Source organism: Gilvimarinus agarilyticus, from assembly GCF_000832015.1.
GTDB lineage: Bacteria > Pseudomonadota > Gammaproteobacteria > Pseudomonadales > Cellvibrionaceae > Gilvimarinus > Gilvimarinus agarilyticus.
Window position 1 is genome coordinate 577505 of sequence record NZ_JXCJ01000001.1, and the last position, 12826, is coordinate 590330.

The window sequence follows — 12826 nt, forward strand, 5'->3', positions numbered from 1 at the left end:
GTTACCCTTTTGCCGGAGCGAGTGCTGAGATGTCGGCTACTTGCAAAAACAGCCCACGCAATTGCGCGAGCAGCGCCAAGCGGTTATTTCTAAGGGCCTCATCGTCGGCCATTACCATAACATCATCAAAGAAGGTATCTACCGCAGCGCGCAATGTGGCGAGCTCCGCGAGTGCATCGGCGTAGCGTCGCTCGGCAAACAAGGGGGCGACTCGCTGGGCTTTGTCGGCTACCGCTTCGGCCAGTTGTTGCTCGGCGGGCTCGGCCAGCAGCTCGGATTTAACGTCGCTGTCGGGGGCGCTCTCGAGTTTGCTCAGGATATTGGATACGCGCTTGTTGGCGGCCGCCAACGCCTGAGCCTCGGGCAGTTGCGCAAAGGCATCAACGGCTAGCACCCGTGTGTTGATATCCACCGGATGGCTGAGCTTTTTGGCGGCAACCGCAAGATAAACCTCGGTGGCAATTTGGTCTTCTTCGTACCAGGCGCGAAAGCGCTCCAGCATATAGGCCAGCGACTCATCGACGGTACCGACGGCGTCTTTGATGTTGTCGCCATGGCCGGCAGCGGCACGTGTAAGCAGCTCGCGCAGGTCCAGGTTGATGTCTTTTTCGACCATTAAGCGCAGCGCACCTAAGCTGGCGCGGCGCAGCGCGAAGGGGTCTTTCGAGCCCGTTGGCTTTTGCCCGATACCAAAAATACCGACGATGGTGTCGAGTCGATCGGCCAGTGCGATCAAGGTGCCTGTCTGGGTTTTAGGCAGCTCGTCTCCGGCGTGCTTTGGTAGGTACTGTTCTTTCAGAGCCTGCGCTACCTCTGGGTCTTCGCCGTCGTTTAGGGCGTAGTAATAACCGGCAATACCCTGCATTTTGTCGAACTCTAGTACCATTTCGGTGACCAGGTCTGCCTTGGATAACTCGCCGGCGCGTTTGGCTTTGGCGGCATCGGCATCCATGTCGCTGGCAATGCTGGCGGCGAGTGCAGCAATACGATCGGTCTTATCTAAGATGCTGCCGAGCTTGGCCTGAAATACAATCGAGCCCAAGCGCTTACGCTGTGACTCCAGCGTGTGTTTTTTGTCGGTCTCAAAAAAGAAGGCGGCGTCCGATAGGCGAGGGCGTATAACGCGCTCGTTACCATCGATGACTTGTGTAGGGTCCTGCGACTCGATATTGGCAACCGTAATAAAGTAGGGTTTTAACTGGCCGTCGTTATCCACCACATGGAAGTACTTCTGGTGCTCGGCCATGGAGGAAACCAACGCCTCGGCGGGCACCTGCAAAAAGCGCTCTTCGAAGCGTCCGGTGAGCGCCACTGGCCACTCGACCAATGCGGTAACTTCATCCAGCAGGTCTTCGTCGATCACCGCAGTGCCGTCAATGGCAGCGGCTTCGCGATTGACCTGATCGATAATCAGGGCGCGCCGTGCCGCCATATCCACTTGCACGTAGGCAGCTTTCATAATATCGACGTAGTTGCCGGGCGAATCGATACTCACGGTCTGGTTGTGGTGAAAACGGTGGCCGCGGCTCTCCCGGTCAGCGCTAAGGCCTAAAACCTCGGCCTCGACCACGTCATTGCCAAACAGCATTACCAGCCAGTGGGCTGGGCGGACAAACTCGGTGCGCTTGGCGCCCCAGCGCATGCGCTTGGGAATGGGCAGCTTGGCCAGTGCCTCTTGCACGATGCCGGCCAGTAAACCGGTAGTGGCCTCGCCGCCGGCCTCTTGGTGCGCTACTAGCTTGTCGGCTTTGCCGTCGTTCTCGGTGGTTAACTCGCCGATCGCCAGGCCGTTCTTTTTGGCAAATGCCTCGGCGGCCCGGGTGGGTTTGCCGTCGGCATCAAATGCTACCTGAGCTGGCGGGCCCCAGTTGGTCACCTGCCGCACCGGGGTGGCCTCGGCCAATTGCTCGACGACCAGTGCTAAGCGTCGCGGGGAGGCGTAGCTATTAATGCTGCTGTAGGGTAGCCCGGCGTCGTCCAGACCGGCTTTAACGCCAGAGCTTAAGGCGGCCAACAGGTTTTTAAGGGCGGTGGGGGGCAGCTCTTCGGTACCCAGCTCTACTAAAAAATCTTGTGACATGTTATTTCTCCTCCCCGGCTAGCAGCTCCGCGCGCAAATCGGCCGGTGCGAGCGGAAAGCCCAGAGTTTTGCGGGCGTCAAAGTAGGCTTGCGCCACGGCGCGCGCTAGGGTGCGAACGCGCAGAATAAAGCGCTGGCGCTCGGTCACTGAAATGGCGTGACGGGCGTCCAGTAAGTTAAAGGCGTGTGAGGCTTTCATGACCATTTCGTAGGCGGGCAGGGCAAGGCCTGCTTCGACCAAACGCTGGCTCTCGCGCTCGCACACATCAAAGGTGTGAAACAAAAACTCGACGTCGGCGTGCTCAAAGTTGTAGGCGGACATTTCCACTTCGTTCTGATGGAAAACATCGCCGTAGGTGACTTTGTTGCCGTCCGGGCTAATGGTCCAGACCAGGTCAAAAATGGAGTCGACGCCCTGCAGGTACATGGCGATACGTTCTAAGCCGTAGGTAATCTCCCCCGTCACCGGGTAGCACTCGATACCGCCCACCTGCTGGAAGTAGGTAAACTGCGTCACCTCCATACCGTTGAGCCAGACCTCCCAGCCGAGCCCCCAGGCGCCCAGCGTGGGGGACTCCCAGTTGTCTTCGACAAAGCGCACGTCGTGCACGCCGGTGTCGATACCCAGCTCGCGCAACGACTCCAGGTACAGCTCCTGAATATTGTCCGGCGAGGGCTTAAGCACTACCTGAAACTGGTAGTAGTGCTGAAGACGGTTGGGGTTTTCGCCGTAGCGGCCGTCGGTGGGGCGGCGGCAGGGTTGAACGTAGGCGCTGTTCCAGGTTTCGGGGCCGATGGCGCGCAGGAATGTGGCGGGGTGAAAGGTCCCGGCGCCCACTTCCATATCCAGCGGTTGCAGAACAACGCAGCCCTGGCGGGCCCAGTATTCTTGCAGGGCGAGGATCAGCCCCTGAAACGTACTAACATCAGCTTTTGGTCGTTCGGACACGGTGTTTTGCCTCCGGGCAAGTGCATGTAGATCGCGTGGTGACGGCGGCTATTGTTTGAAGTAACAGCCAGCGAGAACGTTGGAATCACGCAAAGGGGCGAATTATAGCGTCAGTACTGGTCTATTGGTATGGTGCAGAGCCAAAGTACGGGCTATTGGCGGTAAATTGGCAGGGAAAGTGACGGTATTGTGCGTGGAAGTTAGCGTCAGAGCTTTTCGTTTTTGCTCAGTTTCCGGTAAGCTTCACCACGATTTTAGCTGCTGTGGGGTTGCCGCGCTTGAAAGACACGGTGTTATTGATCGTATTAAAGCTGGTGGGTAGCCTGCCACTGTGTGTGGCCCGCGCTATGGGTAATTGTGTGGGTTGGCTGATGTGGTGCACCGGCTCGCGCGCCGCCGAGGTAACCAAAACCAACCTAGCCCTGTGTTACGGTGCTTTAAGCGATGCCGAGCGTCAGAGTCTAGCGCGCCAGAGTCTGCTTGAGGCTGGGCGCCAGGCGTTTGAGATACCCGTGGTATGGCGTCGCTCGGATGCCTGGGTTCGGCGCAAGGTAAAAGCCACCCACGGCAGCGAGTTGCTGAGTGAGGCAATAGCGCGTAAGCGCGGTGTCATCGTGTTGACTCCGCACCTGGGTAACTGGGAGGTCGTGCCGGCGATAATGACACTGCATGAGCACCTGGCGATTTTGTACCAGCCCCCCAAGGGCGAGGCGTTACATCGCTATTTACAGCAGGTTCGACATCGGCCGCGTACCAGCCTGGCCCCCACGAATGCCCGGGGGGTGGCAACGTTAATTAAAACGCTGCGCGCCGGTCAGCTGGCGGGTATCCTACCCGATCAAGTGCCCGATCCCGGCAATGGGGGTATTGAGGCGCCGTTTTGCGGCGAGCCCGCGCTGACCATGACGTTGGTGCACAATCTTATTCAGCGCACCGGTTGCGAGGTGCTTCTCACCTATGCGTTGCGGGTTAAAGGCGGCTTTGAGGTGGTTATTAGTCGCTGCGACGAGCAGATTTACAGCAGTGATGCTCAAGAGTCGGTGGCGGCGCTAAACAGCAGTGTGGCGCGGGCGGTAGCGGCGGCACCGGCGCAATATCAGTGGGAGTATAAAAGGTTCAAAGGACGTGAACAGGGAGAGCCTTACTAGGTTAATAATAGCGGGTACGACTCGCGTTCATTGTACAGGTCAACAAGATGTATCGACGTTCCTTATTAGTGCTGTGTGTAGCGGCCGTATTTTTGACAGGCTGCGCCAGCGATTACCGTGTTGTGCAAACCGAGCAGCTCGACACCCTCAATCAGTGTGCGGTGGCGGCCGAGCATAACCATCAACAAATGTTGTTGCAACAGCAGCAACTGGCTGGCCGGGTGGATGAAGTGCTACAGCAATTGTCTGCGCAACAAACACCACCGCCACCACCGCCGCCGCAGTGTCCCGAGGTTACTTATATTGCGTCGCCGCAAGCCGAGGCGCCACCAACGCCTAGCGATGCAGCGGCCAAGCAACTGGTGGGGGCGGTCGAGCAAGTGCACTTTGAAGCCTTTGGGGTGACCTTACCGGCACGTATTGATACCGGTATCGCCACAGCTGTGTTGGATGCGCGTGATATACAGCCGTTTGAGCGCAACAGTGAAGACTGGGTGCGCTTTACCATTCATCCTGAAAATGGCGAGCCACAACAAATTGAGCGCAAGCTCACTCGTATGGCAAGCGTCCCCGTTGTTAACGGCGAGGCGAAAAAACGCCCGGTGATTTCTACGCGTTTTACGTTGGGCCGGGTTTCGCAACACGGCGAGTTTATATTAATGGATCGCAGCGCGACTGATTATCCGGTGTTACTCGGTCGGCTTGCTTTGCGAGATGTGATGATCGTCGACGTCAGTCGCGAAAACTTAGCGCCAGCTCGTAACCCTCAGGATGAAAGTCAATGAAGATGCAACGCCTGCCGTTTTATTTAATGATACTGGCTTTGTTAGTGGCCGGGTTGGGCACCGCTTGGTTGCGCCATGTGGAAACCGACGTGCCGTTAATGCCGGGCGAGCAGAAGCCGGTGTGGTTAGTAGAAGCACGAATAGATTTTTTTGCGCAAGGCGGGGAAACCACGGTACGGTTGGATTTACCCGATGTGACTCCCGGGTTTCGGTTAATCCGCGAACAAGCCGCTTCGTCGGGTTACGGTTTTGCAGTTCTCAATGATAACAATAACCGCCGCGCTGAGTGGACCCGCCGCAATGCCGCAGGTTATCAAACGCTTTATTACAACGCGCAATACTTACCGGTATCGCGCAGCGCAGAAGATTCACTTGAGCCCGGACAATTTAGTCCCGAGGTGCGCGATGTGTTTTGGGATGAGCCGCAGGCAACGGCCGCTCGCGAATTATTGCGCGGCGCGCTCTCGCGCTCGACCACACCGGCCAGTACGGCCCGCGAAATTTTGAAATTGCTAAACTCCAATTCACCCGATCAAAATGCCGAGCTGCTGCTAGCGGCTGAGCCCGGCCGGGCTGATCTTCTAGTCAACTTACTCAATCAATCGGGTGTAGCAGCGCGCACCGTGATGGGATTGTATTTGGAGGACGCTCGCCGGCGTCAAAGCCTGACACCCATGGTTGAGGTTTACACCGACGACGGCTGGGTTGTGATTAACGCTGAGACCGGCGAACAAGGCCTACCAGAAAACTTACTCCTGTGGTCGCGCGGTGAAACAGCGCAGTTAGATGTTATTGGTGGTGAAAACTCGCGTTTGAGCTTTTCTATGATTCGCCAAACCGTTCCCGCCATGGCGCTTTCCAATACGCAGTTTAGTGACAATATTTTTAGCTTGCTGGGTGTCTATAGTTTGCCCATTGAAGAGCAGGGCATGTTTAAGCTGTTGTTCCTGTTGCCGTTAGGGGCGCTCGTTGTGGTTTTTATGCGCGTGGTGGTAGGGCTTAAAACGGCCGGCACCTTTATGCCCATTTTGATTTCGTTAGCGTTTTTGCAAACTACCCTGGTGCCTGGGTTAATCAGTTTTATTCTTATTGTCGGGTTGGGGTTGTTGCTGCGCAGTTATTTGTCTTACCTCAATTTACTGTTGGTGGCCCGTATTGCGGCGCTGATAGTGTTGGTTATTTTTCTTATCGGGGTGTTGTCGCTAGTGGGGTATCGCCTCGGCTTTAATGCCGGTATCACGGTCACCTTCTTCCCGATGATCATTATTGCCTGGACCATCGAACGTATGAGCATCCTCTGGGAGGAGGAGGGTGTACGTGAGGTGTTAACGCAAGGTGGCGGCAGTTTGTTAGTGGCGGTGTTGGCCTACTTGCTGATGAGCGTGGGAGTAATCAACCACTTGAGTTTTAATTTCCCCGAGCTTAATTTGGTGATACTGGCGCTGATTTTGGTGATGGGGCAATATACGGGTTACAAGTTATCCGAGTTGTATCGCTTTCAATCAATGCGGGCTGATGACTGATGTTAATTAGCCCTTTTAAACTCAAGCGTTTAGGTATGTTGGGCATGAACTGCCGCAACCGCGATTTTATTGGTCGTTACAACGACCGTCGCTTGTACCCTTTGGTGGATAATAAATTAAAAACAAAATTGTTGGCTGAAGAGTATCAGGTGGCAACGCCGCAACTGCGTTTTACTATCCGCGAGCAACACCAGATTTCCCATGTAGGAAACTTACTAAAAAGCCTGAAAGGGTTTGCGATTAAACCGGCCAAAGGGTCGGGCGGCAAGGGCATTTGGGTTATTACCGGCCGCGACGGCGACGATTTTGTAAAATCCTCTGGTGCGATTATTACGCTAGAAGATATTCGCCGTCACTTAAGTAACACCCTCGCCGGACTTTATTCTTTGGGTGGCGCTAATGATGAAGTGCTTATCGAAGATCTTATTGAGTTCGATGATTGCTTTAAGGACTTTTCGTTTGAGGGCGTGCCGGATATTCGGATTGTGGTGTTCCGCGGCTTTCCGGTGATGGCAATGCTGCGCCTTGCTACCCGGGCCTCTGACGGTAAAGCCAATCTGCACCAGGGGGCGGTAGGTGTTGGTATCGACTTGGCCACCGGGCGAAGTTTAAACGCGGTACAGTATGGGCGGCCGGTATACCAGCACCCGGATACTAAGCGCGACTTAAGTGATATTAATATTGCCGATTGGCACGGCATGTTGATGTTGGCATCGCGCTGCTACGATATGACCGGGTTGGGTTATATTGGCGCCGACATAGTGCTGGACGCAAACCGAGGCCCCGAGTTGCTAGAGCTGAATGCCAGGCCCGGACTGGCGATACAAGTTGCCAATGGGCGTGGTCTGTTGCCTCGCTTGCGCCATGTAGAAGCTTTGAAAGAAAAACAGTTTCCCGATGCGCTGAGTCGGGTTAATTACGTTCAAGAGCGCTTTGCGGCAGAAACATTACTTTAATTTATCGCCCGGCGACTCGTTTTGTTCTTCGGTTTTTTGGGTGTCAGTTTCAGGCTCTGAGGTTAATGGGGTGATGTTCTCATAGCGAGAGTGCAGCGCATCAATAAACGCGTTGTGTACCACGCCGACTACCGCTTGCCAGGAGCTGATATCAGTGTCTTCCAGCGAACCACTAATATCGATCTGTGTACCGAGCTTATTGCTCTCGAGGTTGGTAAAAATAGCGCTAAGCAAACCCCAGCCAGCCTCCCATAGCAATTGCAAAGGATTATCGCCCTGCTGCTCGACATCTTGCGACCAGCTAGCAATATTGACATCTTCAAACAACGGCTTCAAATAACCATCTAATTCACGGTTGTGTGCACTTAACTCAAAAAATATTTGCCCGTGGCCCGATTTAAAATCGATATTGGCGTAGGCGCGTGAGAAATCATTAAGCCGGTTGATTCGCACATTTTTAGCATCGGCGGCAAATTGAAAATCGTTAAAATCAAAAGGGTCAAAATCGGCTTTAGCCGAGAGTGGGCTATCGCCAAACAGTTGACCTGTTAGGGTTGCGCTCGCGACACGTCGCCCGCTGGCGTCTTTAACGTTGGTCAGGTTGGTGAGTTCAGCATCTATATCTTCTACAGCAATATTAACCGTGGGAGTGGTGTCCAGATTTTGAAAACGGATAATGCCGTCGTGAATAACCAATTTGTGCAGCGTTACCGGTAAGATCTCTTCAAATACACTTAACCAATTAGTGCCTTCACCGGTCTGTTTGTCCTCTTCTTGTTTGGCATCGAGAAAAGTTAGCTCCGGTTTTGTCAATTTTACACGGGTTAGAATTTCACCATTGCGCAATCCCTCCCAGCTTAACGCGATGGCAAAGGTTTTCACGGTAAAAAAATCAACCGGGTTGTGTGGATGGTCGCGTTTAATGATTAGATCTTTTAGAAGGTATTCACCGTCGATTAACCCCAGGTCGACGTCATCAACATGGCCGCTGTAGGCGCCCATATCGTTTAAAACTCGGTAGTTTAGGTAATGTTTGATAATAAACGGCGCGAGTATGTATAAAATGACGGTGAGCACGATTAAGCTCAACCCCAGCCATTTGGCGAATGTTTTTACCTGATGAGCCTGTAAGTTCATGAGTTGCCGCTATTGATTAAAGGGCCGCCTGCAAGTTACGCAAACGGTTTATAACCATAATGCTAACAACATTTGTGCCAAGCCAATTCGCGGAGTGATTAGGCTTTACCAGTACTGCTTGCCCCGATGGCGCAACCAACCATGGGCGTGACGGTTATTTGGATCTTTATGGGTCCAGTGGACCACACCGCCTTTCTTGTTCCATTCGTATTCACCGTAAAACTCGACGACATCGCCCTCACGCAAGCCGGTTATGCGTGGTGCCAAGTCGATGTTATGAGCAATAAGAATGGTTTGATGTGCGTTAATTTTGAGAATAAAACGTTGATGACGAGAGCCTTTCGTGTCGTCACTTAGCACCCGAGTCACAACCCCGCTGCCGCTTAGTTGCACATCGCTGCGCTGTTGCTGCCAGGCCTGATAAAGTGAGTCGTTTACGGGGCCGGAGAGGTTTTTTGAAGGGCTGGGTTCGCAAGCACAACAAGACAGGGCGACAAGCAATAAAAAAACAGCCGGGCGGATTTCTAGTCTTCGTGTCTTCAACAAAATCAAGATTCGGACCAAATGGCAAATTCACTACCGCCGGGATCGGTAAAGTGGAAGCGTCGACCACCGGGAAAACTGAATATATCTTGCTTGATAGTGCCGCCGGCTTTTACGACAACAGCTCGCGATTGATCAAGGTTTTCACTGTAAAATACCAGCAGAGCCGCCCCGTTATCGGTATTGCTTGTTATGGTAGAAAAATAAATGCCGCCCGCCATAGCATCGTTGCTAAAGGCGGTGTATTCGTTGCCGTAATCGGTAAAACGCCAATTAAAAACGGACTGAAAGAAGGCTTTACTGGCATTTAAGTTTGTCGAGGGAAACTCTAGATAATTAATGTCGTGATGGGTAGGCATAATGAAATCGCTATTTTAGCTTGAGCAATTTAGCCTAATATTACTTAGACGTTGCAGAAGCCGGGTGGCCACCCAAGTGGCCACCCGAGTACCAACTTAAGCTTTAGACTTACGGCGACGGATAGCGGTAAGTGTCAGGCCCAGAGAGCAAGCCAGGCTGCCAAGCAATGCCATTAGCGGCAAAGAAGAGGCAGTTGAAGGCAGTGCAGTATAAGCTACTGGCTCTTCGAGAGCTTCAAGCTCTTCACTGTCGTCAATATCCGCTACCAATGCAAAGCGATCGGTTGGGATGAACACCTGCATGGTAGAGTCACGGGTCAAATCGTGGATGCTTCGCTCGCGGCCATCGAGGTCAATTTTAAAGTCACGTGGTAAGTTTTTTGTTTGAATGGTTTCGCCATACTCACCGTCTTGGTGTAAAAACTTAATACGCACCTGATCGCCTACCGAGCGAACAAACTTAGCGTCTAGCTCAACATACTCTTTGCCATTGCGCTCGTGGATCCCCTGACAGGCTTGTGCAATTTCAGGGTACTCGGCAAGAATACCGGGCTTCCAGTTTACTTCCGAACATTCCTTTGCCATAGCCGATGAACTGGCGGCAATTGCAACTCCTAAAACTGTGGTCTTGATGATTGTAGATGTCTTCATAGTATTTTCCTTAATGTTGTTGCGCCAAAGAGTCTTCCGTGGCCGTAACAATAAACCGTTGCGGCGCACTTCCAACAAAGTAAAACGGATAACAGGTTATTAGTGTAATCTGTGTATGTTTTGTCGGAGCTAAAACTTCTACATGAGATGGATCGACAATTTGTAATTGACTAACAGTGTATTCGCGCGGCCCCTTTAATGTAGTGACTTTAATTTTGTCTCCCACGGCAACGTCTTTTAAGCCGCGAAAAAAGCTATCGCGGTGACCGGCAAGTGCGGCATTCCCGTTACCGTCAAGCGGAGCCGTTTTATCCAGCCAAGAAATCCCGCGGTTAAGGTTATGGTCATTAGCGCCGACATATACCGGTGCCGAGATATTTAGTTTATCTATTTCTAGTACGGCAATGGCGGTGTCACCATCGTCTTTAACCTGATGGTATTCCTCGATGCGAGTCTTGCTCCACAGGCTAGTGTCCAGTTCATCCGGCAGTGCCATCGCGTTGTTGGCTGTGGGCTCAGTGTTATCTGAGCCACTGGGTAGCGTCGTTCCGTTGTCGGTCTGTGCCAAGGCAAGAGCTGCGGTATTGGATTGTTGGTGGCTTTGGGCAGATGCTAAAAATTGCGCCACATCTTGGTCAGCTGCGTAACTGCGACCGGTCACTGAAAGTAAGCTGTAGCCTAATAGCAACAGCCCGACACCCCACAATAGAGCCTCACAGGTTTTATACAGCGTAGGAGCTACCCTCGCCGAGCGATTGGGGTGGTTATCCATAAAGTGGTCATTACCGGTGTTTAGCTAATAGCAAATCTTTAATGAACGTAGCACAGTTTAATAACGAGCTAAGACGTTTTTATGAATAATAGACCGATATTGCGAGAGTAAAAGCCGAAAGTGGTTTTGTGGCGTAAAAAAGCATGAAAAAGATTATTAATGCGAAAAAGTGTGCACGTATTATCGCTTTTTGGCGCATCACACAACGAGATATGACTAAATCCCTTTAGCCATGTCTTGCGATGAAGCTTGTTAAGCGCTGGCTGCGAGTGCTGTCTGTGCAGGTGCTTCGTCCGCGACTGACTCGCGAATCAAATGATCAAACGCTCCCAGTGCGGCGGTAGCTCCAGCACCCATCGAAATTACAATTTGTTTGTAAGGTACGGTGGTTACATCTCCGGCGGCGAACACCCCTGGGATTGAAGTGGCGCCCTTGCCATCGATGCGGATTTCCCCCTGCCGATTTAAGGCAATGTCACTCCCTTGCAGCCACTCTGTATTAGGTACCAGGCCAATTTGCACAAATATCCCGGCGAGATCAATGGTGTGCGCGCCGCGATCGGGTTGTGTGCGATCGATATAGTTAAGCCCGGTGACTTTGTTGCCATCACCGATAATTTCGGTGGTTTGCGCACTGCTGATGATGGTGATATTGGCCATTGACCGCGCTTTGCGTTGCAGTACCTCATCGGCGCGAAGGGTATCGCCAAACTCAAGTACGGTGACGTGTTGAACAATACCGGCTAAATCAATGGCCGCCTCAATGCCCGAATTGCCGCCGCCGATAACCGCGACGTGTTTTCCTTTAAAAAACGGGCCGTCGCAGTGTGGGCAGTAAGCGACGCCGCGAGTGCGGTACTCTTGCTCGCCGGGCACACCCAGCTCGCGCCAGCGCGCACCGGTGGCTAAAACCACAGAGCGGCTGCTTAATGTGGCGCCGCTTTGCAGTAGCAGCTCTATTTGCTCGCGACGCTCAATGCTGGCGGCGCGCTGCTCGGTAATAATATCCACACCGTACTCTTTAACGTGTTGCTCTAGGCTGGCGGCGAGTTTAGGGCCTTCGGTATAGGGCACAGAAATAAAGTTTTCAATGCCCACTGTGTCCATCACTTGCCCGCCAAAGCGCTCGGCGACCAAGCCGGTGCGAATACCTTTACGCGCGGCGTAAATGGCGGCTGCCGCGCCGGCGGGGCCACCGCCTACAACGAGTAAATCGTAGGGGGCTTTGTCGTTAAGTTGCGCCGCTTTTTTCTCGGCGCTGCCGCTATCGAGTTTTTGCACGATTTCAGCGAGGCTCATACGGCCTTGACCAAAATGCTCACCATTTAGATAAACAGAGGGAACCGCCATAACCTGTCGTTCATCGACTTCATTTTGAAAAAGCGCGCCATCGATCATCACGTGAGTGATATTGGGGTTGAGGTTGGCCATCAAGTTCAGTGCCTGAACGACGTCGGGGCAGTTCTGGCACGACAGCGAAATATAGGTCTCGAAGTGGTACTCGCCTTCTAGATCGCGAATTTGTTGCAGAATTTCCGGGTCCGCTTTGGATGGGTGTCCACCGGCTTGCAGCAGAGCGAGCACTAAAGAGGTGAATTCGTGGCCCATGGGGATGCCGGCAAACTGCACCCGGGGCGTTTCGCCGGCGGGGGCAATGGATAAACTTGGGCTGCGCGTCGCAGCCTGCTCTTTGACGGTAATCTTGCCAGACAGCGCGGCGATTTCGCTTGCCAGTGTGCCCAGCTCTTGCGCTTTGCTTGAGTTATCACTGGAGACACTGAGATCAATCGGTTTGACGATATTTTGTAAATAGGTATCCAGTTGTTGTTTTACATTGGCGTCTAACATTGGTGTGTCCTGTAATAATTCGGGTTTACGTTGTTGCGGTAGGTGTGGGGGTAACCGACGCTCGGCCGGTTACCC

The 12826-nt window shown here is 53.0% G+C and carries 12 protein-coding genes; 4 read left to right on the forward strand and 8 right to left on the reverse strand.

What is annotated here, in order from left to right; all coding sequences use genetic code 11:
* Position 1: 1 nt before the first annotated feature.
* Both glyS and glyQ read right to left on the reverse strand, forming a co-directional pair.
* Positions 2-2080, reverse strand: coding sequence for a glycine--tRNA ligase subunit beta (glyS, locus tag SD69_RS02605; protein ID WP_041521960.1), 2079 nt, complete (start codon positions 2078-2080; stop codon positions 2-4).
* A gap of 1 nt (position 2081) precedes the next feature.
* Entirely contained in the window at positions 2082-3029 is a 948-nt protein-coding gene (gene glyQ / locus SD69_RS02610; RefSeq protein ID WP_041521961.1) for a glycine--tRNA ligase subunit alpha, read from the reverse strand.
* Positions 3030-3307: 278 nt separating this feature from the next.
* Between glyQ and SD69_RS02615 the strand changes: the two genes are divergently transcribed.
* From SD69_RS02615 to SD69_RS02630, 4 genes are read left to right on the forward strand one after another with little or no spacing between them, the layout of a single operon-like run.
* On the forward strand, positions 3308-4177 hold the full coding sequence (locus tag SD69_RS02615; RefSeq protein ID WP_041524365.1) for a lysophospholipid acyltransferase family protein: 870 nt from the start codon (positions 3308-3310) through the stop codon (positions 4175-4177).
* Positions 4178-4224: 47 nt separating this feature from the next.
* Positions 4225-4962 (forward strand): ATP-dependent zinc protease family protein, encoded by a 738-nt coding sequence (locus SD69_RS02620; protein ID WP_052480832.1) that lies wholly within the window; start codon positions 4225-4227, stop codon positions 4960-4962.
* Positions 4959-6485, forward strand: a complete 1527-nt coding sequence (locus SD69_RS02625) for a UUP1 family membrane protein (protein WP_041521963.1) — start codon at positions 4959-4961, stop codon at positions 6483-6485. Before SD69_RS02620 ends, SD69_RS02625 begins: the two co-directional genes overlap by 4 nt.
* On the forward strand, positions 6485-7441 hold the full coding sequence (locus SD69_RS02630; protein ID WP_041521964.1) for an alpha-L-glutamate ligase-like protein: 957 nt from the start codon (positions 6485-6487) through the stop codon (positions 7439-7441). Before SD69_RS02625 ends, SD69_RS02630 begins: the two co-directional genes overlap by 1 nt.
* Here SD69_RS02630 and SD69_RS02635 read toward each other — a convergent pair.
* From SD69_RS02635 to ahpF, 6 genes are all read right to left on the reverse strand, one after another.
* The gene (locus tag SD69_RS02635; protein WP_041521965.1) at positions 7433-8578 is read right to left on the reverse strand and encodes a DUF748 domain-containing protein; all 1146 of its coding nucleotides are present in this window, start codon (positions 8576-8578) and stop codon (positions 7433-7435) included. The two genes, SD69_RS02630 and SD69_RS02635, sit on opposite strands and share 9 nt — an antisense overlap.
* Before the next feature lie 105 nt (positions 8579-8683).
* The gene (locus SD69_RS02640) at positions 8684-9142 is read right to left on the reverse strand and encodes a DUF3465 domain-containing protein (protein ID WP_332307906.1); all 459 of its coding nucleotides are present in this window, start codon (positions 9140-9142) and stop codon (positions 8684-8686) included.
* A complete protein-coding gene (locus tag SD69_RS19030) occupies positions 9127-9480 on the reverse strand; it encodes a VOC family protein (protein WP_041521966.1) in 354 nt (117 codons plus the stop codon). The genes SD69_RS02640 and SD69_RS19030 overlap by 16 nt, the downstream gene beginning before the upstream one ends.
* A 96-nt stretch (positions 9481-9576) precedes the next feature.
* Positions 9577-10131: a hypothetical protein gene (locus tag SD69_RS02650; protein ID WP_157471594.1), complete on the reverse strand. Its 555-nt coding sequence runs from the start codon at positions 10129-10131 to the stop codon at positions 9577-9579.
* 10 nt (positions 10132-10141) lie between these two features.
* The gene (locus SD69_RS17950; RefSeq protein ID WP_052480833.1) at positions 10142-10903 is read right to left on the reverse strand and encodes a class D sortase; all 762 of its coding nucleotides are present in this window, start codon (positions 10901-10903) and stop codon (positions 10142-10144) included.
* Positions 10904-11155: 252 nt separating this feature from the next.
* Positions 11156-12751, reverse strand: coding sequence for an alkyl hydroperoxide reductase subunit F (gene ahpF / locus SD69_RS02660; RefSeq protein ID WP_041521968.1), 1596 nt, complete (start codon positions 12749-12751; stop codon positions 11156-11158).
* Positions 12752-12826: the final 75 nt, after the last annotated feature.